We start from the raw sequence: 26197 nt of genomic DNA, 5'->3' as shown, positions 1-26197 counted from the left end.
TGATGTTCACCCTCCGATAAAGACATATTTCGTATCTGATGCATAGGCTGCCGCCCCTATGGGAGCCTGAGGCGACCGCACCCATGCGGTTCACCGCAGGTTGCGGACTTTGCGCCTATGGTGGAATTCGCGGGGAAACGGGGAAGGCGTGCGGCAGGCTAAGGAACCAACGAGCGCCGGGGCGGTCCTCGGGTGGCTGGTGCTGGCGGCACTCGCGCCCGGGGCCGCTCATCTGCGTGCCGGCCGGCGCAAGACGGGCCTCGTCCTCATCTCCCTCTACGCCGCCCTCCTGCTGGGCCTGCTCGCCTTCGTCCTCATGAACGACATCGGCAACCTGGCCGGCTCGGTCACCAAGGACTCCTGGCTCGCCACCATCATGTTCGGCGCCATCGTCCTCGGGCTGGCCTGGTTCGGCCTGATCGTCCACTCGTTCGTGGTGCTGCGGCCCGGCCGGCTCGCGCAGTCAGGGCAGATCCTCGCCGGCACCGCGGCCGGCCTGCTCGCCGTCGTGGTCGTGATCCCCTTCGGATTCGCCGCGCAGACGGCCAGCACCTCCCGCCAGGCACTCGACAACATCTTCAAGGCCCCCGAGAACGAGGGCGAGCCCCCGGCGCCCGAGCCCGAGCCCGAGGACCCCTGGGCCGGCCGCGACCGCGTCAACATCCTGCTGCTCGGCGGCGACGCCGACGACAACCGCGTCGGCGTCCGCACCGACAGCATGAACCTCGCCAGCATCGACGTGAAGACCGGCAACACCGTCCTGTTCAGCCTCCCCCGCAACCTCGAGGACGTGCGCTTCCGCCCCGGCACCCCGATGGCCCGCCGCTTCCCCAACGGCTTCGACCTGCCCAAGGACGCCAACGGCGGCTCCAGCGACCTGCTCAACAGCGTCTGGGAGTACTCCGACGCCCACCCCGAGATCTTCGGCGGCAAGCCGCACCAGGGCCCCAAGGTCCTCATGGACACCATCGGCTACACCCTCGGCCTCAAAGTCGACTGGTACGCCCTGGTCAACATGTGGGGCTTCGCCCGCCTCATCGACGCCGTCGGCGGCGTCACCATCACCGTCGAGCAGGACGTCGTCTTCGGCAAGTACAACGAGGGCCTGGTCAAGGCCGGCACGCGCAAGCTCAAGGGCGCCGACGCCATGTGGTACGCCCGCTCGCGCACCTACAGCGACGACTACACCCGCATGCGCCGCCAGCGGTGCGTGCTCGGCGCCATCCTCGACCAGGCGGACCCCGGCACCGTGCTGTCCAGGTTCAACCAGATCGCGCTGGCCACCAAGGAGCTGATCAGGACCGACATCCCGCGCACCTGGCTGCAGCACCTGGTGCCGCTGGCGCTGAAGGTCAAGGACGCCGAGGTGACGAGCGTGCAGTTCGTGCCGCCGCTCATCAGCACCGGCTACCCGGACTGGGAGAAGATCCGCGACATCGCGGCCAAGGCGGTGCGCGACTCGACCCGCACCAAGGCGCCCGTCGCGGCCTCCGCCAGCCCGTCGTCCTCCTCCTCCGCTTCGTCCGTGCCCACGTCGCCGGCCTCGCCCTCGCCCAAGAAGACGAAGAAGCCCGCGAAGGAGACCGGCGACGACCCCACGAAGGGGCTCACCGAAGGCTGCGGGACCTCGGCCGCCAAGGGCTAGCCTCCCGCCTTTACGTTGTAGATCACAGCAGCGCGCCGGCGAGCCGCCGCCAGTGCGGCATGGCGGAGCCTCCGGGCTCCAGGACCTGGATCCCGACGTGGTCCGCGCCCGCGTCGAGGTGGTCGTGCAGCCTGCGGGCGATCGTGTCGAGATCGCCCCAGACCACGAGGTCGTCCACCAGCCTGTCACTGCCGCGGCCGCCGTCGATGTCCGCCTCGGTGTAGCCCAGGCGCAGGAACTTGGCGATGTTGTACGGCGTGGTGAAGTAGGGGCGCAGGTGCTCGCGGGCCAGCTCCCGCGCCCTGCCGGGATCGCTCTCGAACAGCACCGCCTGCTCCACGCCGAGGAACGGCCCCTCCCCCAGCGTCCGCCGCGCCTGCTGCGTGTGCCGCACCGTCACGTGGTAGGTGTGCGCGCCGTCGGCCCGGTCGCGGGCCAGCTCCAGCATCTTCGGCCCGTACGCCGCCAGCAGCCGCCGCATCCGCCCCCTCGGCGCGGGCACGGCGCCCGCCGCCGCGTCCATGGCGTCCAGATAGCCGCCCATCGCCCGCAACGGCTTCACCTCGGACCGCTTCTCGCCGCCGAAGCCCAGCCCGAGCAGGTGACGGCCGGGGTAGGCGTCGGCCAGGAGGGTCGCCGCGCTCTGCGCCCACCGGGGCTCGCGGGACCAGATCTGCGCGATGCCGTTGACGACCTTGATCCGCTCGGTGCAGGACAGCAGGAAGCCCGCGTGCGTCAGAGCCTCCCGCCCCCGCAGCTCCGGCACCCAGATCGCCTGCCAGCCCAGCTCTTCGAGCTCCCGCACGGACTCGCGCATCGCGCTCGCCGGCAGGGCGTCGAAGTCGAACGTCCAGACCCCGAACCGCCCCAGGTCCATGCCCTCGATCGCGCCCATGTCTCCTCCATCGACATATCGCATATTTTCGATATGAGCGTACAGGCTGGAGGCGGATGCCGGTGACCCGGCGCTGTCAGAGCGAGTGGCCGAGCACGTCCACGAGGCGCGAGATGCGTTCCTCGTCGCGCTTGTAGTGGGTCCACTTCCCCACGCGGGTGGAGCGCACCAGCCCGGCGCGCTCCAGCGCGGCCATGTAGGCGGAGACGGTGGACTGGGCGAGGCCGAGCTTGGCCTGGATGTGGCTCACGCAGACGCCGACCTCGTGCGGGTCGGCGATGCCGGTCTCCACCGGGAAGTGCGCCTCGGGGTCGCGCAACCACTGGAGCACCTGGAGGCGCACGGGGTTGGCGAGCGCCTTGAAGACCTCGACGAGGTGCGCGGAGGTGTCGTCCTGAGCCATCGGTACGAGTATAGGCCGACATTTCGCGGAACCTCGATATGACATGGGAAAACCGGTGGTCGCGGCGCGGAGGGGCGTACAGACTGGGTGCGATGAGCGATGAGGAGCTGCGGTCGGCGGCGATGACCGGGCAGGCCGAGGAGGTCGGGCGGCTGCTGGCGGCCGGCACGCCTCCCGACGCGCCGGACGGCACGGCGCTCTACCTGGCGGCCGTGCAGGGGCACGCCGAAGTCGTACGGAAGTTGCTGGCGGCGGGCGCCGACCCGGACCGCGAGAGCGAGGGCGACGGTGAGGGGCTGCCGCTGTGCGCGGCCGCCTGCTGGGGGCACCTCGACACCGTGAACGCGCTGCTCGACGCGGGCGCCGACCCCGACCGGCCGGAGGCGCCCGGGGCCATGCCGGCCCTGCACTGGGCGGCGGCCAACGACCGGGTGGCCGTCGCGCGCGCCCTGCTCGGCCGGGGCGCCGACCCCGGCCTGCGTGACTCCGCCGGCAACACCCCGCTCTCCCGCGCCGCCGAGCGCGGCTCGGCGGCCCTGGTCCAGGCGCTGCTCGACCATGGCGCCACTCCGGCGGCGCGTCCTCTCGAACTGGCCCGGCGGTACGCCGGCCGGGACATCGAGGCCGAGGTGCGGGCGCGGGCCGGGCAGCTCGCTCCGGAGGGCGCGCGGATCGTCGTGCGGCGCGAGCGGGCCGAAGGGGGTGGCGTGCGGGTGGTGGCCGAGGTACGCGACAGCGAGGGCCGGCTCCGGTCGGAGACCTGCCTGGGCACCGGGCACGCCGAGATCGTCCGCCTCCTTCAGGCCCGGCTGAACGCGGGCCCTGGTGAACGTGGAAGCCCCGGAATGAGCGCGGGAGCGTAAAGATCCTGCCTCGCCGCTGTGGCGCATCCGGCCGGACCCTGGCGGGCCGTGGTCTCCTGGGCGGAATCTCATCACCCAGGAGGTCCGACATGCGCCGCCGCGCCCAGCTACTGCTCGCCACCGCCGCCCTGACCACCGGCCTCGTCACCGCCCTGGCGCCGGTCGCCACAGCCGGCCGCCCGGCGGGCCTCGACCCGGTGCCGGGCGTGACGGGCACCACCCAGGCGGTCCGTCACGCGCTCATGCAGACGGGCCGGCACTTCTACTTCCTGTCCGACATCATCGGCGGCATCAACTGGCACAACCAGCTCACGCTCTGACGCCACCGGGCTCCCGAACCGGCGTCACGCCCGGCTCACGCGCCGGCGTCACGCGCGAAACGACTCCTTGGCCAGGCGCCGCACCCGCGCCTCGTCGATGTCGTGCCCGAGCCCCGACTGGGTCAGCGGCACCGCGATGACCCCCGCGTTCGCGCCGACGATCGGGGTGACGATCTGGTTCTGCCGGGGCGGCTGCGTGACGTCGCACGGCAGCGTGCAGCCCGGCAGGCTGGCCACCGCCACCGTCGCCGCCCTTGCCAGGCCCGCTCCCTGGCCGCCGGTGCACTGGATGTCCCAGCCCGCCGCCGCGGCCTTGTCGTGCGCGCGCCGGACCTCCGACAGCGAGGTGAACGCTGCCGGCCGCAGCAGCAGCACCCGCGCCGCCCGCATCGTCAGGTAGTCGTCCAGCTCGGCGGAGGAGCCGGCCTCGACCGCCACCGAGGCGGTCACCTGGTCCTGGAGCGAGGCGTGGGCGTAGACGTCGGAGGTGGCGAAGGGCCGCTCGATGACCTCCAGGCCGTAGGAGTCGAGCGCGACGAGCTGGCCGTGGTCGGAATAGGCGTTGCCGCAGTCGACGGCCAGGGTCAGCGCGGGGTACGCCTGCCGCACCGCGCGTACGGGCTCGACGTCCCAGCCCGGCCTGACGTCCAGCGTGACGTGCCCGTACCCGGCGCAGACCTGCTGGTTGACCCGCGACACGAGGCTCTCGACGGACGGGTCCGGCGCCAGCCGGACCGTGGCCATGAGCGAGGTGCGGGTGCCGCCGATCGCCTCGGCGAGCGGCACCCCGCGCATCCTCGTCCACAGGTCCCAGCAGGCCATGTCCACAGCGGAGTCACCGCCGGCCACCGTGTCGGGATGCTCCCAGTCCAGCCCGACCAGCGTCGCCGCCAGCGACTCCTCCAGCCTCGACCAGGTCTTCGCCGCAGGAGCGGTCGCCTCACCCCACCCGGTCATCCCCCCGTGGTCGGTGAGCTTCACGAGCAGGGTCTCCGTTCTCCTGCCGTACGGCAGGAGAAGCCGGAAGACCTCGAGCTCCCGCACTCGCGGCATGTACCCCCCTTATGACGCGGTTCCCTCCATAGTGCCCGCTGCCCGGGAGTGAACGAAACGCGGGGCCAGCACGGCGCCCAGAAGCGCGAGCCCGACGGTGAAGGCGAGACCGGCCGCGTAGTTCTGCGCGGCGGCGGTGAACAGGGCTCCGCTGACCGCGACGGCCACCACGGTGAACACCGACTCGCCTACGCCCACGGCCGCGGTGTTGTTGCCCTCCTCGCCCTCCTTCGACATCTCCAGCACCAGCACCGACACGGTCGGGTGCAGCATGCCGATGCCCAGGCCGACGGCGGCCATGCCCACGTGGGCGAGCACGAGCGGCACCGGGTCGATCAGGACGAGCGTCACCAGCGAGATGCCGGCCGCGATCAGCAGCGCGCCGCCGCGCAGGGCCGCCATGTTGCCGATCATGCCGCGGCCCTTGAGCCAGGAGCCGGTGGACCAGCCGAGGGCCCCGACGGTGAGCACGATGCCGGCCGCGGTGACGCTCAGGCCGCGCTCGTACTTGAGCATGAGCGGGATGAGCACCTCGGCCGCCGTGTACGAGCCGAACGCCAGCCCGCGCAGCAGCGGGCCGGTCGGCAGGCCGCGGGCGGCCCGCATCGAGCCCGGCAGCAGCAGCTTCGGCAGCGACACGGCCAGCAGGACGATGCCGGCGGCGAGCAGGGGCAGGCCGGCGAGCTTGAGGGCGCTGCCGTACTGGATGAGGGCGGCGGCGACGGCGGTCAGCGTGGCGAAGAGGAGCTTGCGGCCGAGGCCGGGGGCGGGCTCGGCGACGCCGTCCTGGACGGCCCTGCCCGCGGTCCCGCGCCAGAGCAGCAGCGCCGACGGGATGACGACCACGATGACCCCGAGGAAGATCCAGCGCCAGTCGAAGCTCTCCGCGATGAAGCCGGCGATGGCCGGGCCGATCATGGAGGGCACCACCCAGGCCGCCGAGAACGCGGCGAACACCCGGGGATGCATCGCCGGCGGGTACGCCCTGGCCACCAGCACGTACAAGGCCACCTGCGTCAGCCCGGTCCCGAGCCCCTGCACGAACCGGCCCGCGACGAACAACTCCATGGTCGGCGCGAGCCCCGCCAGCAGCAGCCCCGCCACGAACGTCACCACGCCGGCGCCGATGGGCTGGAGCGGCCCCCGCACGTCGCTCCAGCGTCCGCCCAGCACCGTCGCGATCACGCTGGCCGCGAGGGTGGCGCTGAAGGCCAGGTTGTACAGGTGCATGCCGTCGAGCTCGCGGGCTATCACGGGCATCGCCGTGGCCACCGCCATGGCCTCGAAGGCCTGCAACGTGACCAGCGCGACCAGCCCGATGCTGAGCGCGCGGTACTGCGGCGAGACCACGCTCGCCGGGGTCCCCACGGGGCTTTCAAGAGTCGTTGTCATACCGGCAAACTATGGCGAAGGCCCAGCTCAGCACATCGGGCGCAGGGCCTAGGCAATTCGCCCTAAGGCCCTGCGGCCTAGGCCTTGGGCATGCGCGCCTCGATGCCGTCGAGCAGCAGCTCCAGCCCGTAGGTGAAGCGGTCCTCGCCGTCGCCGGCGGTCAGGTCCATCACGTGCTCGCTCAGGTGCGGGAAGCGCTCGCGCGGAAGCCCCTGGTAGTAGGAGATGATCTGCGCGACGAACGCCTGGAAGTACTCCTCGGGCCCGCTCATCCCGGCCGCGCGCATCCGCGCCCAGTGCAGGGAGCCCTCGTAGGCGTCGCCGACGAGGTAGAGCGTGAGCCGGTCCATCGCCAGGGACGCCTCCGCCGGGGGCATGCCGGCCTCGATCAGCAGCCCGTACGTGAACTCGCCCGCGCGCAGCGAGCTCTCGCCCGTCGGGATGTTGGCCAGAGCCGCCCTGGCCACGTCGGCGTGCTCGCGGAAGACGCGGTGCACCTCCTGGGCGTACTCCCGCAGTTGCTCCTTCCAGCGGGCCGGGTCGGGCTCCGGCAGCCGCACCTCGCTGAGCACCCGGTCGTAGATCAGCTCCAGCAGCTCCTCCTTGCCGGACACGTGGGCGTACAGCGAGGCGGGGCCGGTGTCGAGCTCCTGGGCCACCCGTCTCATGCTCAGCGCGTCGAACCCCTCGGCGTCGAGGATGCGCAGCCCGGTCTCGACGATCAGCTCCTGGCTGAGCTGCCGCTTGACCTGCGCCGGGCGGCGCGACTTGCGCCACGGGGGCGCCGGCACGTCACGGGAGTCCTTGCTCATGCGAACACTGTACTTGACACGAACGCTGTTCGTAACTAAAACGGTGTTCGTTGACGAACGTCGTTCGTTGGCTAGAACACCGTTTGAAGGAGTTGTCATGACAGTCACCGCCTCAGGGGCGACGACCGAGGCCCCGCCGTACCGCTGGCGCTGGGTCGCCCTGTTCGTGATCCTGTCCGCCGAGGTCATGGACCTGCTCGACGCGCTCGTCACCGCGATCGCCGCGCCCACGATCCAGGAGGAGCTCGGCGGCTCGGAGAGCCTCGTGCAGTGGCTCGGCGCGAGCTACACCCTGGCCATGGCCGTGGGCCTGATCACCGGCGGGCGGCTCGGCGACCTGTACGGCAGGAAGCGCATGTTCGTGATCGGCGCCGCCGGCTTCACCGTCGCCTCGCTGCTGTGCGGCATCGCCGCCGGCCCCGAGATGCTGGTCGCGGGCCGGGCGGTGCAGGGCCTGTTCGGAGCCGTGATGTTGCCGCAGGGGCTGGGGCTGATCAGGGAGATGTTCCCGCCGCAGGAGATGGGCAAGGCGTTCGGCATGTTCGGGCCGGTCATGACCATCTCCTCCGTCGGCGGGCCCGTGCTGGCGGGCTGGCTGGTGGACGCCGACTTCTTCGGCACGGGCTGGCGCATGATCTTCCTGATCAACCTGCCCCTCGGGCTCGCCGCCGTGCTGGCCGCGCTGCGCTTCCTGCCCGAGTTCCGCCTCTCCAACGCCACCCGGCTCGACCTGCCCGGCGTCGCGCTCGTCTCGGTCGCCGCGTTCCTGCTGATCTTCCCGCTCATCCAGGGCCGCGAGGCGGGCTGGCCGGCCTGGACGTTCGTGTCGATGGCCGCCTCCGCCGCGCTGTTCGTCCTCTTCGCCCGGTACGAGTCGCGCCGCGCCAGGTCGGGCCGGGACCCGCTGGTCACGCCCTCCCTGTTCCGCAAGCGGGCCTTCGTCGGCGGCCTCGTCGCCGGCCTCGCCTTCTTCTCCGGCATGACCGGCTTCGGCGTCGTCTTCAGCTTCTACACGCAGGCCGGGCTCGGGTTCACGCCGCTCCAGGCCGGTCTGACCGCGCTGCCGCAGGCCATCGGCGGCGTCGCCGGCTTCGGCCTGGCGATGGCCGGGCTGCAGGAGAAGCTGGGCCGCGGCCTCATGCAGCTCGGCACCGTCGTGATGGCGGCCGGGGCGGCCGTGCTCGCCCTCACCATCCACGTGGCCGGGGTCGACGTCAGCGGCTGGCAGCTCGCTCCCGGGCTGACCCTGGTGGGCGTCGGGATGGGGCTGACCATGGCGCCGTTCTTCGACATCGTGCTGGCCGGGGTCGAGCCGCACGAGAGCGGCTCCGCCTCCGGCACGCTCACCGGGGTGCAGCAGCTCGGCGGCGCGTTCGGCACCGCCGTGCTCGGCACGCTCTTCTTCGGGCTGCTCGCCGAGCAGTGGGAGTTCGGGGCGTCGATGGAGGTCACGGTGTGGGTGGAGGTCGGGTTGTTGTTGCTGACGTTCGCCCTGTCGTACCTGCTGCCGCGCCGCGCCCGCCCGGAGCCGGCACCGCACGGTGCCTGACGCCTGCACCTGCGGCTGGGCGGGCTGGGGGACGCGGGGGGTGCTCGTCAGGTGCGGTGGCCCGCCGTCAGGACGTGACGCGTCGCCGCCCGGGCGCGCGGGGGCGCCGTCAGGGTGTGATGTGCCGTTCGGCCCAGCGCGCGATGTCGCGGCGCTCGATCGCCGCCGCCATCAGGTCGGGGAAGGCGTCGGGTGTGCATGCGAAGGCGGGCACGCCCATCGCCGCCAGGGCGGCGGCGTTCTCGTGGTCGTAGAACGGCGCGCCCTCGTCGGACAGCGCCAGCAGCACGATCACCTGCACCCCGGCCTGCGTCATCGCCGCCACCCTGCGCAGCATCTCCTGCCTGATCCCGCCCTCGTACAGGTCGCTGATCAGGATGAAGACGGAATTGGCCGGGCGGGTGATGAGCCCCTGGCCGTAGGCGACGGCGCGGTTGATGTCGGTGCCACCGCCTAGCTGGGTGCCGAACAGCACCTCCACCGGGTCGTGCAGCTGATCGGTGAGATCCACCACCGCCGTGTCGAACACGACGAGCGACGTCTTCAGCGACCGCATCGACGCCAGCACCGCCCCGAACACGCTCGAATACACCACCGAGGCCGCCATCGACCCGCTCTGGTCGATGCACAGCACCACCTCCCGCTGCACCGACCGCTGCCTGCGCGCGAAGCCGATCAGGCGGGACGGGACCACGGTGTTCCTGTCGGGCAGGTAGTTCTTCAGGTTCGCCCTGATCGTGCGGTCCCAGTCGATGTCGGCCACCCGCTTGGGCCGATGTGTCCTGGCCGAGCGGTCCAGCGCCCCGGACACGGCGGCCCTGGTCTTCTGCGCCAGCCTGCGCTCCAGGTCCGCCACCACCTTGCGCACCAGCGCCCTGGCCGACTCCCGGGCCTGGTCGGGCATGACCTTGTTGAGCGCGAGCAGGGTGCCGACCAGGTGCACGTCCGGCTCCACCGCCTCCAGCATCTCGGGCTCCAGGAGGAGCCTGGTGAGGTTCAGCTTCTCGATCGCGTCCTTCTGCATGACCTGGACGACCGTGGACGGGAAGTACGTGCGGATGTCGCCCAGCCACCTGGCCACCCGCGGCGCCGACGCCCCCAGGCCGCCCTGCCTGCGGTCGCCATCCTCGCCGCCCTGGCCGCCCTGGTCGTAGACGGCGGCCAGGGCGGCGTCCATCCGCGCGTCCACGCCTTCCAGCCCGCACCCGGTGCCGTCGGCCGGCCCGCCGCCGAGCACCATCCGCCAGCGCCGCATCCGCTCATCCGCCGCACTCATCGCCCCGCCCCTTCCGTCCACCGCGCCGCCCGGCCGCACTCATCGCCCGGCCCCTTCGCACCCAACGCGCCGCCCGATGGCACTCATCGCGCCGACCTTCGCGTAGCCCGGCCGATGCTCATCCGCTCGCCCTTCCGATGATCGAGAGCACGGTGGCGACGGCCGCCGCGGCGCGGCGTTCGTCCACGTCCTGCTCCCCTTCCCCCTCGTCACGGCCTGCCGAGCGCAGCCGTTCGCCGATCGCCCTGCGCTCCGGCGCGGCGAACGCGCCGAACGTGCGGCGCAGCAGCGGCAGCACGTCCGTGAACTGCTCGCCGGACAGCCCGGTCAGCCAGCCGTCCACCAGGGCCAGCAGGCGCGGGTCGTGCACCAGCAGCAGCCCTCCCCCGGCCAGGAAGCCCTCGACCCACGCCGCCGCCCGCGCCGGCGCCTGGCCCCGCGACATGGCCCTGGACATGCGGTCACCGGCGTCGTCCAGCTCGCCGGAGTCCAGCAGGATCCTGGTCAGGCGGCCCTCGATGAGGCCGTGCAGGTCCTGCCGGTCGCTGATGCCCCGCAACGTGCCCAGCCACCGCCCCCGAGGCCCTGCCCCGTCCGGAGCCCCGTCCGACGCCCCGTCGGGAGCGCCGTCCGGAGCGCCGTCCGAGGGGTCGGGCAGGAGGGCGACGGCCGAGTGCACCGCGTCCACGTGCTTGAGCAGGTCCGCCGCCGCCTCGTCGTCCAGCCCCGTCACCGCCACCGGCAGCCCGACGCGGATCCGCTCCAGCATCGACCGCACGATCACCGCCAGCCCCTCCGCCGAGGTGCCGCGCACGTCGCCGTACCGGTGCGCGCGCACCATCGCGGGCAGCGCCGCCATCAGGCGGGTGACGTCCGTGTCGAGCGCCGCCTTGGCCGACAGCGCCGCGAGCACGTCCGGCAGCGCCCCCGGCAGGTCCGCCAGCAGGCACCGCTCCACCAGCGACGTCAGGTCGGCCAGCGTCGCCGACGACTGCCCGGCCAGGTCCCCGGCCCGCCGCGCCGCCGCCGCGGCCACGGTCGTGCCGAGCGCGGCGTGCTCGATGAGCGCGAGATCGTGCTCGGGGCGCCACCGCAGCGTCCACGTCTCCCTGAACGTGCCCTTGCCGCGCGCCTGCCCCGGCATGCCCCAGCCCACCCCCAGCAGCGCCAGCCGGTGCAGCAGGTGGCTGCGGTCGAGGTCGAGGGGCTTGCGCAGGTCGAGGTCGATCTCCCGGTCGAGCGCCTCGGGCTTGAGCTTGAGCCGCCGCTGCTGCTCGCGCAGGTCCCGCTGCAACGGCACCATCGGCGTGCCGTCGCAGACGTGGCCGAGCCGTTCGCCGACGACCATGCGCCGCTGGATCAGCTCCACGGCCAGGTCGTCGCCCTCGCACAGCACCGCCCTGGCCGCCTCGGTGACCTCGCCGAGCCCGGCCAGCGGCCTGCCGCGCAGGGCGGCCAGGCTGCCCGCGAGGCGTACGGACTCGATGACGTGCGCCGACGACACGGCCAGCCCCTCGTCACGCAGCACCCCCGCCGCCTGCGCCAGCCACCGCTCCACGGGCCGGTCGGGCGCCTCGAACAGGTGGTGGTACCAGCCGGGCGAGGTGATCCCCGCGCCGTAGCCGCTCCAGGAGGCCAGCCGCCCGTACGTCCACGGCACCCACGTGAGCTCCGCCTTCACCTTCGGCAGGCCGCGCAGGACGGCGTTGTCCGCGGCGACGGACGGCAGGGGGCCGGTCAGCGCGGGCACGTGCCAGGCGCCGCAGATCACCGCGATCCGGCCGAAACCCTGCTTCAGGGCCGCGCGGAGGGTCTTGCGCATGTACGCCTCGCGCCTGGCCTCACGCTCGCCCGGCTGGTGGCCCTCGCGTACGGCGGCCATGGCCTCGGCGATCACCTCGAACGGCGTGTCGCCGCCCCGGTGCTCGACGACGTCCTCCCACCAGCGCTCCGGGTCGTCGTACCCGGCCACGGCGGCCAGGGAACCGATCGGGTCCTCCTGCGCCGGCTCTCGTCCGCCGCGTCCACCGTGTCCACCGCGTTCCCCGCCGTCGTCACGGTCGCCGCCTTGCCCGCGGTCGTCGAGGTCGTCGCGGTCGTCGCGGTCGTCGGCCAAGGAGTGGGCTGCGGGGAGGTCGCAGAAGCGCACCGGGATGCCCGCCGAGGTGCCGTACAGGATGGCCTGCCACTCGGGCGAGAACACGGCGAACGGCCAGAACGCGGCCCGCGACGGCGCGCCCGGCACGTGGGCGAGCAGCGCGACCGGCGGCTCCATGCCGGGCGCGAGCGTGACCAGGGCGTCCGCCTCGGGCGGGCCCTCGATGAGGATCGCGTCGGGCCGCAGCCGTTCGAGCTCCCGCCGCACGGCCCGCGCGGACCCGGGCCCGTGATGCCGCACCCCCAGGACCGACACGCCGTTCATGACACCTCGCGGCAGGCGCGGTAGAAGTCGCGCCAGTCGGAACGCTCGCGGACCACGGTCTCCAGGTACTCGCGCCACACCACCCGGTCCGACACCGGCTCCTGCACCACCGCGCCCACGATCCCCGCGGCCACGTCCGCCGGACGCAGCACCCCGTCGCCGAAGTGGGCGGCCAGGGCGATGCCGCTGGTCAGGACCGAGATGGCCTCGGCCGTGGACAGGGTGCCGCTGGGCGACTTGACCTTGGTGCGGCCGTCCTCCGTGACCCCCGTGCGCAGCTCCCTGAACACCGTCACCACCCGCCGGATCTCCGCCAGCCCCGTCGTCGTCTCCGGCAGCTCCAGGGAACGGCCGAGCTGGCTGACGCGGCGGGCGACGATGTCCACCTCCTCCTCGGCGGTGGCGGGGACCGGCAGCACGACGGTGTTGAAGCGGCGGCGCAGCGCGCTGGACAGCTCGTTGACGCCCCGGTCGCGGTCGTTGGCCGTGGCGATCACGTTGAAGCCGCTCTGCGCCTGCACCTCGCGGTTGAGCTCCGGGATCGGCAGCGTCTTCTCCGACAGCACGGTGATCAGGGCGTCCTGCACGTCGGAGGGCATGCGGGTGAGCTCCTCCACCCGGGCCACCCGGCCCTCGGCCATCGCGCGCATGACCGGCGACGGGGTCAGCGCGTCCATCGACGGGCCCTCGGCCAGCAGCCGGGCGTAGTTCCAGCCGTACCGGACGGCCTCCTCGGCGGTGCCCGCGGTGCCCTGCACGAGCAGCGTCGAGTCACCGCTGATCGCGGCGGCCAGATGCTCCGACAGCCACGTCTTCGCGGTGCCGGGCACGCCGAGCAGCAGCAGCGCGCGGTCGGTGGCCAGCGTCGCCACGGCCACCTCGACGATGCGGCGCGCGCCGACGTATTTGGGGGTGATGCGGTCGCCGTCGCCCAGGACGTACGTGGTCACCGCCCACGGCGAGAGCTTCCAGCCCGGCGGCCTGGGCCGGTCGTCGTCCTTGGCGAGGACGGCCAGCTCCTCGGCGTACTGGTCTTCCGCGTGCGGGCGCAGAACGGTCATCGGGAGAGCTCCTTGTACATGTCAGCACGAAAACGCAGCAGGGCGGCGACCTGCTGGATGGGCTCGGCCGGCGAGTAGTCCTCGGCCAGCTCGAACAGGGCCGGGTCGATGTGCTCGCCTGCCAGCTTGACCAGCTCGCCGAGGTTCCACGGCTGCGTGGCGTTCACCTTCACGATCTTGCTGAGGACGGCCGTGGCCAGGCCCTCGCGCCAGTGGGACGACACGCCGCCCAGCACCATGATCAACTGGCTGTCCAGGTCGTGGCCGCGCACGAACCTGGCGGCCAGCTCCTGCTGCTCCTCGGGCGGGAGACATTCGAGCAGGTCGGCGATCGGGTCCCAGCCGAACATCGCCCGCGCCCACCCGGGGTCGCGCTGCAGCACCGCGGCGCGTACCCAGGCCGCCTTCACCTCGGCGTCCCAGTCGGGGATCTTCATCGCCAGCAGGGCCTGCGGCCGGCCCCAGAAGGACAGCGGGGCGCGGGAGACGATCTGCTGCAGCCACCAGGCGCGCTCGCCGATGCCGCGGGGCGGCTTCGGGCGCACGCCGTCGCGTTCCATGTCCTTGTCGCAGGCCGTGGGCGCCTCGACGGTGATCGTGTCGCCGCTGATCGTCACGCAGGCACGCACCCTCCCGGCCATGCGCTGCGACAGGCGCGAGCCGGGCAGGCGGGCGAGAAGGTTGGCGGCCGACTGGCGCACCTCCCTGCGGCGGTCGTCCAGCGCCTGCTCAAGGAACGGCTCGTCCGCCATGCTCAGCCCCTCGGCCAGCACCTCCACGAACCCGGCCCGGTCGTCCGGCGTCTCGCGCTCCCACGTGCTCTCCAGCAGCCGCCTGGCCTGGGCGGGGTCGGCCGCCCTGAGCGCGCACAGGTGGGCGCGCCGGTCGGCGGCGCCGCCCAGCTCCCACGTCTCGCCCGTGGGCTCCTCCAGCAGGTACGCCCAGGCGGGGTTGAGGCCGGCCAGCCAGCGGCCGCGCTGCCCGGCCAGCACGCCGAGATGCACCCTGATCGAACGGTCGCGGCGGCCGCGTTCGAGCAGCTCGGGCAGCACGTACGCGGGCACCCTGCGGCCGGTGGCGGCGGCCGCGGCCAGCCATTCGGGGATCAGCCTCTCATGCTCGCCGCCGAGCAGCCTGCCCAGCCGCTCGGCCGCCCGCCTGCTCACCGCCTCGCGCTCCTCACCGGGCGCGGGCTCCACGCCGCCGGGCTCGTTCGCCTTGCGGCCCGCGCGCCGCCGCGCCACCTCGACGGCCGCCGCTTCGAGCAGGTCGCCCCTGTACGGTCTGCGGTCGGTGCCCACGAGCGCCGTCGAGGCCAGGTCGTCCCAGCCGGTCACAGGATCACCGCCGTTCCGTCGTCGTCCCAGGCGGTCAGGGGGCGCAGGCCCTGTGGCGTCCACTCGACCGCCACGGTGAGCGGCTGCCCGCCGGAGACGGCGATCAGCCGCCAGGGGTCGTGGGCGCGCGGGTGGAGGGGGAGGCCGCCGATGGTGGTGCGGCCGGGGACCACGCCGGTGATGACCAGCGGCCACGACTCTGTCCATGGATCCTCGGCCAGCGCCCACGCCACCTCGTCGAGCGCCTCGTCGGGCGACATCCCGGGCGGCACGAGCCCGGACCGCCCAGCGGGCGCGCCGGGCACCGCCGTGCCGGGCACCGCCGTGCCGGGCATCGCCGTGGCGGGTGGTGCGGCGGAGGGCGTGGTCGGTGGCGGCATGGCCGGTCGCGTGGCCGACTGCGCCGCGGCGGGCGGGGGCTCTGTCGGCGCGACAGCCGGGAACGGCGACGGCGCGGTGACCGGGGGCTGTGCCGACGCAACAGCCAGGGACGGCGGTGCGGCGGGCGGGTCCTGTGCCAACGCGGCGGGCGGGTCCTGTGTCGGCGCAGCGGCCAGGGATGGCGGCGATGCTGCGGGCGCGTCCTGTGCCAACGCGGCGGGTGGGGAGTGTGCCGGCGCGACGGGCGGGGACGCCGGCGCCGCGGGCGGTCGCGGGGCATCCGGCTGCGCGGCGGGCTCTTGTGCGGCGGCCGGAGATGCGGGTGGCGTGGTGGGCGGAGATGCGGGTGGCATGGTGGGCGGGGGGACGAGGGCGTGGCGGGTGGCCACGAGGGCGCGGAGGGGGGCGGCGCCCGGGTAGAAGGTGAGGTCGGCGTCGATGGTCGTGCCCGTGACCAGGGAGGCGTCCAGCGGCTGGCCCTGGGGGGCGAACGACAGGATGAGGGCCGGACGGCCGGTGTGGCGGCCCCGGAGCCAGACGCGGCGGGCCGTCAGCCGGTCCTGCGACTCGTCACGCCTGCCCAGCACGTCCCAGTGGTCGCGCACCGGCGGGCCCGCCAGGACCTCTTCCCTCGTGATGGGGAAACCGGTGCGGATCAGGACGGTCTGGGCCAGGGGCGCCGGCAGGCCGGCCCGGCGGCGGTAGGCGATGGCGAGCAGGTTGACCAGGGCGTACTCCTCCAGGAGCCGGCCCGGCCAGCCCTCCTCGGCGCGCACCCGTGCCAGCCGGGACACGACGCCCGCCACTCCGGGCGCCTGGGCGTCGATGAGCCGCTTGGCCAGGCCCTCCCAATCGTGCTCCTGGGCCCCCGCCAGCCCCTGCCGCACCTGGTCGGCCAGCCATCGCTCCAGCTCGGCCAGCCCGGCTGCGACCCGCTGGTGACGTACGGACTCCACCCGGCCGCCGGAGCCCGCCAAGACCCCGCCCTGCCCGCCACGCTCAGCGCCCGCGCCGGCCCCGGCACCGGTCCGAGATCCGCCGGTCGCACCGCGGGCAGGCTCGTCGCCCGCCCCCGAGCCACCGCCAGCACCGCCTGCCTGAGCAGCCACCGCTCCCGAGGCCGCGCCCACACCGGAGGGAGCGCCCAGCCCGGCGCCCGGCACCGCAGGGCCGGAGCCCAGGGCTGAAGGGCTGGAGCCGAGGGCTGAGGAGCTGGAGCCGAGGGCTGAGGAGCTGGATGCCGAGGGGGCCAGGGCCAAAGGGTCGGCGGCCGAAGGATCCGCGCCTGGGGCTGGAGGCGTCATGCCCGAGGCCGCCAGGTCGGAGTCGGAGGCAGCCGTGCCCGAGGTGGAAGGGGCCGAGGTCGAGGCGGCCCTGCCTGAAGCCGAGGGGGCGGAGGCCGGGTGTGGGTCGCCGTCGGTGGCCAGGCGGGCGCGGGCGGCGTCGAGCCGGGCCGCCGACTTGGCGGCGCGTTCGGCGCGCCCGTCGAGCCACTCCGTCACCCACTGCGGCGCCGCCTCCTGGGCGGGCACCCCGTCAGATGACCACAGGAGCAGCAGCCCGAGCGCGTGCTTGCACGGGAACTTCCTGCTCGGGCAGCTGCACCGGTAAGCGGGCTCGCTCAGGTCGACGGCCGCCAGGTAGGGGCGGGCGCCGCTGCCCTTGCACTCGCCGTACAGCACCCTGCCCGTCGTGCCGCGCAGCGACCACTTGCCGGCCGCCGCCACCCCCTGCGCCGCCTTCTGGGACGAGGCGTCGGGGGCGAGGGCGAGCACCTGGTCGCGGCTCCACCGTTCAGTCACCTGCCGCAGATTACTCAGGTGGACCGACAATCCGCGCGGGGTCCGGATGATCCCGGACGTCCGGTTTCAGCCCCCGCTCACCTCAGCCGCCGGCAGGCAGGAGCCGCCGCCAGCGGCCCGGCGGAGCCAGCACAAGCCGCCAGCGTCCCGGCGGAGCAGGCACAAGCCGCCAGCGTCCCGGCGGAGCAGGCACAAGCCGCCAGCGTCCCGGCGGGACAGTGGTTGTCCGAAATATCCTCATAAACTTGGCCTGTGGAGTTGCGGATCTACCCGGACGGCCCGTCCACCGAGGTCCCCGACGAGGCGGCGGCCCTGGCCAGCCCGCTCGACGGGCAGCTCGTCCTGGACGGCAGCCGCTTCCTGCGCAGGGACGTCACCGGCGCCCCCGTCGCCTTCGTCGTACGCCCGCCCATCGCCGAGGCCCTGGACCTGCTCCCGCACCCGGAGGGCGGCTGGTTCAGGGAGACCTACCGCTCGCCCGTCACGTTCACGCCGGACGGGTATCCGGGGCCCCGGCCCAGCGCCACCGCCATCTACTTCCTGCTGCACCCGGGCGAGGAGTCCGTGCCGCACATGGTCACCTCGGCGGAGATCTGGCTGTGGCACCGCGGCGGGCCGCTCGACCTGACGATCGGGGACGAGACGGTCGTCCTGGGCCCCGACGTCGAGCACGGCCAGGTGCCGCAGGCGGTCGTGCCGGGCGGCGTGTGGCAGTCGGCCCGGCCGGCGGGCGGCACGGAGGTGCTGGTGAGCTGCCTGGTCTCGCCGGGCTTCGACTTCGCCGACTTTCACGCCTGACATTCGCCGGCTTTCACCCCTGACATTCGCCGGCTCTCACGCCTGACAGAAGAAGCTCCCGACCGGACGTGCTGCGCCGTCCGGCCGGGAGCTTCGGTCAACTGCGGTCGTGCCGCGTCAGTGGATCATCAGTTCGGCGGCACCGCCGGCGGCCTGAAGATCTCCCAGACGCGGTAGGCGCGCGTCCACCACTTCGACCCGAAGCCCTGCGAACGCGGAGCCTCCGACGCGTACGGCTTGGAGGCCGGGCCGTGTCCGGTGCCCTGCCACGCGATGCCTTCCGTCTCGGTCCTGCTGCTCCTCGTGTACGCCCCGGTGGGCCGGGTCCTGCCCAACTGCTCGTCGATCGAGCGTTTCTGCGCCTCGCTCAGCCCGCGCGACTGGCTCTGGCTGGGGTTCGGCGCGTTGCGCTGCGCCTTGGGCGGAGACTGCCGTGTGACCGACTTGCGGCTGGTCGGGCGTACGGCGGGCCGGTGCCTGACCGTGGCCTTGGAGGGCCTGCTCGCCCGCCTGGTCACCGCCCTGCGCGCGGCCTCGGCCCGGCGCCTGGCAGCCGCGGCCCTGCGCTGGGCCGCCGCCGCTCGCCGCCTGGCCGCCGCGGCGGCCGCCCGCTGCCTGGCCAGCGCGGCCTTCTTCCTGGCCGCGAGTGCCGCCCTCCTCTTCGCGGCTTCAGCGGCGCGCTTCCTCGCCGCCTCGGCCGCCCTCTTCCTGGCGGCCTCGGCGGCCCTGCGCCTGGCCGCCTCCAGAGCGCGCTTCCTGGCCGCCTCGGCGGCCCTGCGCCTGGCGGCGGCGAGCGCCGCACGCCTGGCCGCGGCCGCCGCCGCACGCCTCGCCGCGGCCTGCGCCAGCCTCCTGGCGATGGCACGCGCCGCGATCCTCGCCGCGATGCCGACGGCGAACCAGAACAGCTGACCGTCGGGGTCGCTCATGGTGACGGGGCTGTTGTTGGCGTAGGCGTAGGCGTTGAGCTGCTGCGGATCCTCCTCGTCGATGATCGGGTCGACCGAGAGGAAGCGGCCGTTGGCCGGGTCGTACTCGCGGGCGCCGAGGTGGACGAGGCCGGTGGTCGCGTCCTTGGTGCCGCCGACGAACCCGCGCTGCCCCGGCCACCAGGGTGGCGCCGTCCCGCGGTCCTCTCCGAACGGGGTCTGCCTGCGCACGGCCAGCTCACCGTTGCCGGCGTTCACCATGGCCTGCGCGGTGCCCTGGTGGTCGTTGGCCATGAAGTAGACCTGGTTGTCCGGCGTGCGGACCGCGATGGCCTCGCCGCCGATGGTGTAGTAGCGGGTCTGCTCGACGGCGTCCTTGGCGTAGTCGAGCCGCAGCTCCATGTCGTCGATGTAGAGCGTGGCGTCGGTGGTGGTCTTGCGGAGCAGGCGGTCGCCGTCCGCGTCGTAGACGAACGAGGTCGTCTTGCCGGCCTCGGTCACCGATGCCAGGTTGCCCTCGGCGTCCCACACCAGGCTCTGGTCGGAGTTGCCGACCTTGCGCCTGGTGGTGTTGCCCGCCGCGTCGTACTCGAACAGGTCCTGCCCGACACTCTGCAGCGCGTGCGGCTGCTTGCCGCCCGCCGTGGGATAGGTGAAGCTGCGGACGCTCTCGCCGCCGCTGCCGAAGGCGTGCTTGGTCTCCTTGGTCCGGTTGCCGGTGACGTCGTAGCCGTAGCTGACCGCGTACGGGGCCACGCCGCCGATCGTCGAGGACTGCGGGGCGGCGCTCGCGCAGTCGTCCGTGGCCGTCCACGCCGAGGTCAGCCGGCGCAGGTGGTCATGGGTGAAGCACTGCGTGTCCTGGTTCGCCTTGTCGGCGATCTTGGTGACGTTGCCGGCCGCGTCGTAGGTGTAGGCGAGGTCCAGGTCGCTGCGGGGGGCGCCCGACCGGTCCAGCCGCATGCCGGTCAGCCTGCGGGTGCCCTCGTCGTGGGTGTAGGTGAGCCAGGTCTTCTTGTCGCCGTCGCCCAGCTCGTACTGCAGGGTCTCGCCGAGCTTGGAGTAGCGGGTGGCGGTGACGTACGCCGACAGGCCGGTGACCTTGGTCGGCTGGCTGAGCGCGTCGTAGCTGTAGACGACCGATTCCTCCGCCAGCCCGCCGCCCGCCGGGAAGCTGATCGACTGGACCTGGTCGTCGAGCGTGTAGCGGGTGTTGAGCTGGTAGGAGCCCGCCAGCTTGCCCTCCCGCGCCGGGACGGTCACGGTCTGGCGAAGCGTGCGGTAGTCGGCGTCGATCGCGTTGATCTCGGCCGTGTACGCCTGCCCGTCCACGTACCGGATGCTGGCGTTGAGGTGCCCCTTGGCCAGGGCGTCGTACTTCCACTCGGCCAGCAGGGTGCCGGTCGCCGAGCCCTCGCGCAGCTGCGTCTTGCGGCCCAGCGCGTCGTAGCCGTACCACAGGGTCTTGCCGCGCGAGTCGGTCGTGGTGACGACCTCGTCGGCGTCGTTGTACGTGGTGGTCGTGACGCCCTTGTCCGGGTCCTCGGTCCTGATCTCCCGGCCGCGGAAGTCGTAGTGGTGACGCCAGACGTTGCCCGCCGGGTCGGTCACCGTGGACAGGCGTCCGGCGTGGTCGTAGGTGTACTTGGTGGACTCGTACTCGCCGGTCGGGGTCGCGCCCTTGTACTGGCGCAGCTCGATCAGCCGGTCCTGCGCGTCACCGATGCGGGTGGTCGCGGTGCCGCCGGGCGGCGGGGTGATGTGGATCCTGTCGCCCTCCTCCTTGGCGCTGACGCGGTACTTCTCCGCGCCCTTCACCTTGAAGACCTCGGCGTTCTTCTCGCCCACGCCGTCGAACAGCGACACGACCTGGCTCGGCACGGCGGCGTCGGCCACCGCCAGCAGCGCGGTGGACGGCGTGCCCGTGGCGAAGTAGCCGGTGTTCTGCTTGTACTCCTCGCCCTGGGAGTTGTAGAAGGTGTCGGTGATCGTGCGGCCGTCACGCAGTGCCGGGTCCTGCGTCTGGTCGTCCGCGGGCGCCGGCTCCTGGGTCTGGCGCTCGCGCATCAGGCCGTCGTACAGCTCGTGGCTGACGGTGTAGCCGCCGTCCGCGTTCAGCGTCTTGGTGGTGACGACGCTGGGCCCGTCGGAGCGCACGGTGTAGGAGTACTCGGTGCTGGGCGACTGCCCGGCCGCCTTGCTGCGGTCGGCCTGCCAGACCTTGATCAGGCGGCCCAGCGCGTCGTACTCCAGGTCGACGCGGCGGTTGTTGGCGTCGACCTCGGTGACCGGCTCGCCCCAGGCCGGTTCGAGCTGGGTGCGCTCGAGGTGGCCGAGCTGGTTCGTCTCGGTGGTCTCCCTCGCCGGGGCGCCGGTGGCGGGGCTGTAGGCGGTCACGGACTTGGTGCCGACCGGGTCGGTCTCGCTGGTCTCGCGGCCGTAGACGTCGTAGGTGTGGGTGCTGCCGTTGATCGTCTGGCCGTCGGCCGAGACGACCTCCTGGACGGCGGTCACGTCGCCCTTGGTCGGGGGCTGGCCGTTAGCCTGGCCGTCGTAGTGGATCTTCTCGTCGGAGAGCACCTCACCGGCGGCCAGCGTGGACACCGCGGTGCCGCAGCCCGCGGCGACCTTCTGGACCCGGCTGGGGTAGTCGAGCATCCAGGAGGTGTCGTTGCGGGCGTAGGTGTAGCGGATGCACTCGTCGTCGTCGGTGCTGGCCAGGTCGCCCTTCTCGTCCACCTGAAGGAGCAGTCCCTTGGCGTCGTACTCGCGGTCCTCCCCGGTGCGCCGCCACTTGCCGCCGGGCATCGAGTCGCGGGTGACCATGGACTTGGGCTGGACCACGTACGCGGCCTTGGTGACGCCGCCCTGCGTGGACTCGGCCGTCTTGACCGCCCACGGCTGCTGGGCGGTCGCGGTCAGGAGCGTGCCGCCGTCGCCGTCGAAGAGGATCTCCTCCCGCTCGAACCCGGCGAGCTGGTCCAGGTCGTCCATCTTGACGCCCTCGGAGTCCTCCACCTGCGCGACGCGCTTGGAGCCGTCGGCCTGCTTGTCGCCGTGCATGCCGCGGAAGTAGCGGAACTCCGTCATCGTGCGCTTGGTGTCCTGGCCGTCGCCCTCGCGCACCCGGACCCGGCCGAACCCGCGGAAGTCCGACCACGTGCGGTGCTCGGGCTTGACCAGGATGTTCTCGGCGTAGCGCCAGGCGGCGCCGTCCAGGTACTCGTAGTCGGTGACCACGTTCGGGGAGCCGGCGACCCGGTCGACCTCGATGGTCTGGGTGACCAGGTACTTGTGGAACCAGTCGGTGACCTCGGTCTCGTTCGGCGGGGCCCAGCGCTGCGGGAAGCAACGCCTGGTGTTCTTGTCCGCCGCGGGCACGTCGCCCGGCTTGCAGTCGGCCGCGGAGTAGTTGATCCGCAGCTCGCCGCCGGACTCGTTGTTGATCGCCTGCACCCGCCACTTGACCAGCGGGGCGCGGCCCTCCAGGGCGTCCACCCGGTTGGGCAGCTGCACGCCGGTGAACTTCACCGGGGGCAGCGTGATCGTGCCGCCCACGTGGCCGGTCTGCTGGATCGAGGCCAGCCACAGCGCCGGGCTCATCCCGTCACCCGAGGCGGGGAACTGGTGGGTCAGCGCCCACGAGTCCACCGGGTAGTACTGCCCGGAGGCGTTGAGCACCTGGGTGGTGACCTTGGTGAGCCTCTTGCGGGTGAAGAACGTCGGCGCGAGGCGGTCGACGCACTTCACTCCCGCGTCGCAGATCTGGTCGAAGGGGACGTCCGGCCAGTGGCTCGCCGTCTCCTTCTTCAGCTCGGCGGGCGCGCAGGTGACGGTGCCGCTCGGCAGGCAGCGCTCGGCCGTCTCGAACAGCACCCGGGCGGCCGGCGACCTGGTGAACAGCTCGCTCTTGAGGTAGCCGTAGTCGATGCGGGCCAGGTACGCGCCGCGCACGTACTGGGTGCCCAGCTCCGGCTTCATGTTGCGGCCGTAGTAGTTGGTCTCCCGCTCGTACCAGTAGGTGGTGGCGTTGCCGTGGGTGTCCACCTCGGAGTCGAGGTTCCACCGGTAGGCCTGCTGGCACCAGGCGTTGGCCGGGGTGCTGTTGTAGCAGGGCTCACCGCTGTTGTTGCCGAACACCGGCACCGTCTGCACCGACTTGGTCTCGGCCTTGCCGCTCACCCAGCCGGGCAGGCGGTTGAGGCCGAAGGTGTACTGGGTGCCGTCCGGGGTGGTGACCCGCCAGTACTCGCCGTTGTTGTCGCCGTTCGTGGCGCCGGTCAGGGCCTCGATCCTGGTGCCGTCGTCCCGCTTGGGCCGCCACTGCTTCGTGGTGGCGTCCTTGACGAGCTCGACCGAGGAGTCGCCCATGGACATGATGGCGTTGTCCTGGTCCCAGCACAGGTCGCCGGTCTTCTTGCCGTCGATCATGCAGGACTTGTAGCGGCGCTCGATGTAGCCGCCCGGGTTCAGCTCGAAGCCCTCACCGGCCCAGGACGCCTGGTTGTTGGTGGAGGCGGTGCGGCCGTCCACGCTCTGCGAGGAGTAGCCCAGCGACACGCCCGGCTCCTCGCCGCCCAGCGACGGAGGCGTCCGCAGGTCGTAGCCCCAGGTGAAGTCGCCCGACTGGGTGCCCACGCTCCAGTCCGACGAGGCGGTCAGGGAGGTGGCCGCGTGGTCGCCCGACGGGCCGGAGGCGGCGGCGGTCAGCGCGTACAGGCCGCCCGTCTCGACCTCGGCGGTCACCGTGCCCGTCGCGGCGTTGTTGTCGCTCTTGACTGGCTGCGGCGCGGCGCATCCGGGCGCGCCGGTCAGCGCGCACTCCTCCAGCTTGACCAGGCGCAGCCGGGAGCCGTAGTCACCGCCGTAGGCGTGGCGGAAGCCGGAGTAGTCCACCTCCAGGCGGGACTTGACGGGCTTGGCCGCGGCCGTGGCCGCCACGCCCTGCCCCGGCGTGACGCGCATCGCCAGGCCGAGACGGTCGGTGTCGAGCAGCTCGACGCTGATCGGGGTCGCCGCCTGCGCCGTCCTGGCGGCCGTCCCCGGGGCCAGCTTCACCGGGAAGCCGGCCTTCAGGGTGGAGACGGAGCCGCCCAGCTCGGCCTTCTGCGGCTTGGGCCAGGTGACGGCGGGCGCGGCCTTCCACGCCTGCTTGGCGACGGGGTCCGGCAGCGGCGGCTTGACGGGCACCTTCTCGCCCGTCACCGGCGTCTCCTTCTGCACGCCCGGCGCCGTGCGCGGGGCCGCGTAGGCGGGCATGGCGTACGCCATCTCCACCATCAGAACGATCGCGAGAACGGGGGCCAGCCTGCGAGGCCAGCGCGATTCGGGCTTTGCTTCCTGTGTCGCGAAACGATTCCACGACAGGTCCGGGCGATCCGGCTCTTGAGGGGGTGGTTGCAGGCCGTTCCATCGGGAGTCAGGCAGGTCTAACTCACTCGGCTGATCCATTGAGCTCCTCCGGGGGTAACGGGGAGACCGGCTGAGCGAGCTGTGCGGTGCTCAGCCAGCCGCGGCAGACGCGAGAGCCCGGCGGGCCTCGCTGCTCGAGGAGACGATCTCGGCGGGTCCGGCCAGCCCTTCCCTGGCTTCGTGACACGATCACCGCCGATGATCGAATCGTCACCTCCGGGCCGCTGTTGGTCCAGACTTTTGCTCTTTCTGCTCAAATGTTCTTCAGAGAAGAGGGCATCCCTGAAACTTTCCGCCCGACGTGGCCTTCCCGAACGAGGATTGAACGTGACCCTCACCCATCCGGCCGGCCCCGCGCCCGGCCGGCGCTGTTCGACCTCCACCGGACGCTGCTCGACGTGGGCGCGGCGTTCGTGCGGGGGGCGGGGCTGCGGGGCATCTGGGTCGGCCACGGCACCTGGCCGGAACACGAGCACGGCGCCGAACACGTGGTCGGCCACGTGGCCGGCCACGTCCTGGACGGCATCGCCATCCTGGCCGCCGCCTCCCGCTGAGCGTCAGGTTTACCACCGGCCTGCCGGTAAGGGGCGGGGCATGGACACCAAGGAATGGACCGTGCGCATCTCGCTCGCCGAGGCCGGTGACGACACCTCGGCGCAGGCGACGCTGACCACCGCGAAAGGCGAGCACGTGACCGGGACCGGGAAGGCGCGCCGCAACCCGGCCGACCCGTCGAAGCCGGTGATCGGGGACGAGCTGGCCGCCTCGCGCGCGCTGGCCGACCTGGCGCAACGCCTGGCGGTCATCGCCAACCACGACATCTCGGAATCCGCCGCGGACGCTCCGCCTCCCACCCGCTCGTGGTGAACGCGGATCCCGGGCCTGGGCCGTTCGCGGCCGCCGCCGGGGCCGCGGCGCCGGGTGGCCGGCCTTACCATTGATCCTTCATGGGGAGAATGCACGCCGACGAGGCGGACATCGACGTTGCTCTGGTACGCCGCCTGCTGGCCGCGCAGTTCCCGCAATGGGCGGATCTGCCCGCCGAGCCGTTCCCCTCCTCAGGGACGGTCAACGCGGTCTACCGGCTGGGCCACCACCTGTCCGTACGCCTGCCGCGCATCGAGAACGGCGTCGGCGACATCGACAAGGAGCACCGCTGGCTGCCGCGGCTGGCCCCGCTGCTGCCCGTCGCCATCCCCGACGTGCTCGGCAGGGGCGCGCCGTCCGCCGAGTTCCCCTGGCCGTGGTCGGTCAGCCGCTGGATCGACGGCGAGAACCCGCGCGAGGGTCACGAGGACGGGCTGCTGGCCGAGGACCTGGCCGGGTTCGTCGAGGCGTTCCGCCGCATCGACCTGCCGGACGGGCCGGCGGCGTACCGGGCGGGGCCGCTGGCCAGGGTGGACGCGGGGACCAGGCGCGCGATCGGCGAGCTGGAGGGGCTGATCGACACCGGGGCGGCCACCGAGGCGTGGGAGGCGGCCGCCGGCGCGCCCGAGTGGGCGGGACGGCCCGTGTGGGTGCACTCCGACCTGATGCCCGGCAACCTCCTGGTCCGGGGCGGGCGGCTCACGGGGGTGATCGACTTCGCGACCATGGGCGTGGGCGATCCCGCCGTCGACCTCATCCCGGCCTGGAACCTGCTCACCCCCGCCTCCCGCGAGGTCTTCCGCGCCGCGCTCGGCCCCGACGACGCGACGTGGGCGCGCGGCAGGGGCTGGGCGCTGTCGATGGCGCTCATCCAGCTCCCCTACTACCTGCACACCAACCCGGGGATCGCGGCCAACGCCAGGTACGTGATCGGCCAGGTGCTGGCCGACAGGATCGAGGACCGCCCCCTGGGGTAACGT

At 72.9% G+C, this 26197-nt stretch carries 19 protein-coding genes; 8 read left to right on the top strand and 11 right to left on the bottom strand.

The genetic code is table 11. From position 1 onward, the window contains the following. Window positions 1-148 precede the first annotated feature (148 nt). Window positions 149-1645, top strand: coding sequence for an LCP family protein (locus HD597_RS07450; protein WP_253740995.1), 1497 nt, complete (start codon window positions 149-151; stop codon window positions 1643-1645). Window positions 1646-1667: 22 nt separating this feature from the next. Here the strand turns inward: HD597_RS07450 and HD597_RS07445 are convergent, their stop codons facing one another. Continuing rightward, entirely contained in the window at window positions 1668-2540 is an 873-nt protein-coding gene (locus tag HD597_RS07445; protein ID WP_253740994.1) for a TIGR03620 family F420-dependent LLM class oxidoreductase, read from the bottom strand. Window positions 2541-2616: 76 nt separating this feature from the next. Further along, a complete protein-coding gene (locus HD597_RS07440; protein WP_253740993.1) occupies window positions 2617-2943 on the bottom strand; it encodes an ArsR/SmtB family transcription factor in 327 nt (108 codons plus the stop codon). 92 nt (window positions 2944-3035) lie between these two features. Here HD597_RS07440 and HD597_RS07435 point away from each other — a divergent pair, with 92 nt between their 5' ends. After that, window positions 3036-3806 carry an ankyrin repeat domain-containing protein gene (locus HD597_RS07435; protein ID WP_253740992.1) on the top strand — a complete coding sequence of 257 codons (771 nt, stop codon included), beginning with the start codon at window positions 3036-3038 and terminating at the stop codon, window positions 3804-3806. Between the two features lie 89 nt (window positions 3807-3895). Continuing rightward, window positions 3896-4126: a hypothetical protein gene (locus HD597_RS07430; protein WP_253740991.1), complete on the top strand. Its 231-nt coding sequence runs from the start codon at window positions 3896-3898 to the stop codon at window positions 4124-4126. Window positions 4127-4174: 48 nt separating this feature from the next. Here HD597_RS07430 and HD597_RS07425 read toward each other — a convergent pair whose 3' ends face one another. From HD597_RS07425 to HD597_RS07415, 3 genes are all read right to left on the bottom strand, one after another. Continuing rightward, window positions 4175-5179, bottom strand: a complete 1005-nt coding sequence (locus HD597_RS07425) for an enolase C-terminal domain-like protein (protein WP_253740990.1) — start codon at window positions 5177-5179, stop codon at window positions 4175-4177. Window positions 5180-5188: 9 nt separating this feature from the next. After that, window positions 5189-6571 (bottom strand): MFS transporter, encoded by a 1383-nt coding sequence (locus HD597_RS07420; protein WP_253740989.1) that lies wholly within the window; start codon window positions 6569-6571, stop codon window positions 5189-5191. A 77-nt stretch (window positions 6572-6648) separates the two neighbouring features. Then, window positions 6649-7383: a TetR/AcrR family transcriptional regulator gene (locus HD597_RS07415; RefSeq protein WP_253740988.1), complete on the bottom strand. Its 735-nt coding sequence runs from the start codon at window positions 7381-7383 to the stop codon at window positions 6649-6651. Window positions 7384-7480: 97 nt separating this feature from the next. On the opposite strand from HD597_RS07415, the gene HD597_RS07410 reads away from it, so the two are divergent. Continuing rightward, window positions 7481-8932, top strand: coding sequence for an MFS transporter (locus tag HD597_RS07410; protein ID WP_253740987.1), 1452 nt, complete (start codon window positions 7481-7483; stop codon window positions 8930-8932). Window positions 8933-9041: 109 nt separating this feature from the next. Here the strand turns inward: HD597_RS07410 and HD597_RS07405 are convergent, their stop codons facing one another. The 5 genes from HD597_RS07405 to HD597_RS66685 all read right to left on the bottom strand — a co-directional run bounded on the left by HD597_RS07405 (window position 9042) and on the right by HD597_RS66685 (window position 17211). Further along, entirely contained in the window at window positions 9042-10208 is a 1167-nt protein-coding gene (locus tag HD597_RS07405; protein ID WP_253740986.1) for a VWA domain-containing protein, read from the bottom strand. 118 nt (window positions 10209-10326) lie between these two features. Next, window positions 10327-12630, bottom strand: a complete 2304-nt coding sequence (locus HD597_RS07400; RefSeq protein ID WP_253740985.1) for a DUF5682 family protein — start codon at window positions 12628-12630, stop codon at window positions 10327-10329. After that, window positions 12627-13691 (bottom strand): AAA family ATPase, encoded by a 1065-nt coding sequence (locus tag HD597_RS07395; RefSeq protein ID WP_253740984.1) that lies wholly within the window; start codon window positions 13689-13691, stop codon window positions 12627-12629. Before HD597_RS07395 ends, HD597_RS07400 begins: the two co-directional genes overlap by 4 nt. Beyond that, on the bottom strand, window positions 13688-15028 hold the full coding sequence (locus HD597_RS07390) for a DUF5691 domain-containing protein (protein WP_253740983.1): 1341 nt from the start codon (window positions 15026-15028) through the stop codon (window positions 13688-13690). The genes HD597_RS07395 and HD597_RS07390 overlap by 4 nt, the downstream gene beginning before the upstream one ends. Continuing rightward, window positions 15025-17211 (bottom strand): SWIM zinc finger family protein, encoded by a 2187-nt coding sequence (locus HD597_RS66685; protein WP_345694462.1) that lies wholly within the window; start codon window positions 17209-17211, stop codon window positions 15025-15027. The genes HD597_RS07390 and HD597_RS66685 overlap by 4 nt, the downstream gene beginning before the upstream one ends. Window positions 17212-17463: 252 nt before the next feature. Here HD597_RS66685 and HD597_RS07380 point away from each other — a divergent pair, with 252 nt between their 5' ends. Beyond that, window positions 17464-18009, top strand: coding sequence for a cupin domain-containing protein (locus HD597_RS07380; protein ID WP_253740982.1), 546 nt, complete (start codon window positions 17464-17466; stop codon window positions 18007-18009). A 128-nt stretch (window positions 18010-18137) separates the two neighbouring features. Here the strand turns inward: HD597_RS07380 and HD597_RS07375 are convergent, their stop codons facing one another. Then, complete coding sequence (locus tag HD597_RS07375; protein ID WP_253740981.1) at window positions 18138-24218, bottom strand: RHS repeat domain-containing protein; 6081 nt, start codon at window positions 24216-24218, stop codon at window positions 18138-18140. Between the two features lie 530 nt (window positions 24219-24748). On the opposite strand from HD597_RS07375, the gene HD597_RS07370 reads away from it, so the two are divergent. From HD597_RS07370 to HD597_RS07360, 3 genes are all read left to right on the top strand, one after another. Continuing rightward, on the top strand, window positions 24749-24904 hold the full coding sequence (locus tag HD597_RS07370) for a hypothetical protein (protein ID WP_253740980.1): 156 nt from the start codon (window positions 24749-24751) through the stop codon (window positions 24902-24904). Between the two features lie 40 nt (window positions 24905-24944). After that, window positions 24945-25217, top strand: coding sequence for a dsRBD fold-containing protein (locus tag HD597_RS07365; protein WP_253740979.1), 273 nt, complete (start codon window positions 24945-24947; stop codon window positions 25215-25217). Window positions 25218-25297: 80 nt separating this feature from the next. Next, the gene (locus tag HD597_RS07360) at window positions 25298-26194 is read left to right on the top strand and encodes an aminoglycoside phosphotransferase family protein (protein ID WP_253740978.1); all 897 of its coding nucleotides are present in this window, start codon (window positions 25298-25300) and stop codon (window positions 26192-26194) included. The last annotated feature ends 3 nt before the right edge of the window (window positions 26195-26197 follow it).

It is taken from the genome of Nonomuraea thailandensis (assembly GCF_024172165.1).
Taxonomy (GTDB): domain Bacteria; phylum Actinomycetota; class Actinomycetes; order Streptosporangiales; family Streptosporangiaceae; genus Nonomuraea; species Nonomuraea thailandensis.
The sequence above is the reverse complement of the archived record's forward strand: the minus strand, read 5'-3'. Positions and strand labels throughout refer to the sequence as shown.

Bases quoted from the DNA above. Each gene is read 5' to 3' on its own strand.
- HD597_RS07415 (WP_253740988.1), bottom strand. From the start codon at position 7,383: ATGAGCAAGGACTCCCGTGACGTGCCGGCGCCCCCGTGGCGCAAGTCG.
- HD597_RS07445 (WP_253740994.1), bottom strand. From the start codon at position 2,540: ATGGGCGCGATCGAGGGCATGGACCTGGGGCGGTTCGGGGTCTGGACG.
- HD597_RS07395 (WP_253740984.1), bottom strand. From the start codon at position 13,691: ATGACCGTTCTGCGCCCGCACGCGGAAGACCAGTACGCCGAGGAGCTG.
- HD597_RS07365 (WP_253740979.1), top strand. From the start codon at position 24,945: ATGGACACCAAGGAATGGACCGTGCGCATCTCGCTCGCCGAGGCCGGT.
- HD597_RS07420 (WP_253740989.1), bottom strand. From the start codon at position 6,571: ATGACAACGACTCTTGAAAGCCCCGTGGGGACCCCGGCGAGCGTGGTC.
- HD597_RS07425 (WP_253740990.1), bottom strand. From the start codon at position 5,179: ATGCCGCGAGTGCGGGAGCTCGAGGTCTTCCGGCTTCTCCTGCCGTAC.
- HD597_RS07430 (WP_253740991.1), top strand. From the start codon at position 3,896: ATGCGCCGCCGCGCCCAGCTACTGCTCGCCACCGCCGCCCTGACCACC.
- HD597_RS07435 (WP_253740992.1), top strand. From the start codon at position 3,036: ATGAGCGATGAGGAGCTGCGGTCGGCGGCGATGACCGGGCAGGCCGAG.
- HD597_RS07440 (WP_253740993.1), bottom strand. From the start codon at position 2,943: ATGGCTCAGGACGACACCTCCGCGCACCTCGTCGAGGTCTTCAAGGCG.
- HD597_RS07400 (WP_253740985.1), bottom strand. From the start codon at position 12,630: ATGAACGGCGTGTCGGTCCTGGGGGTGCGGCATCACGGGCCCGGGTCC.
- HD597_RS07410 (WP_253740987.1), top strand. From the start codon at position 7,481: ATGACAGTCACCGCCTCAGGGGCGACGACCGAGGCCCCGCCGTACCGC.
- HD597_RS07375 (WP_253740981.1), bottom strand. From the start codon at position 24,218: ATGGTGGAGATGGCGTACGCCATGCCCGCCTACGCGGCCCCGCGCACG.
- HD597_RS07360 (WP_253740978.1), top strand. From the start codon at position 25,298: ATGGGGAGAATGCACGCCGACGAGGCGGACATCGACGTTGCTCTGGTA.
- HD597_RS07405 (WP_253740986.1), bottom strand. From the start codon at position 10,208: ATGAGTGCGGCGGATGAGCGGATGCGGCGCTGGCGGATGGTGCTCGGC.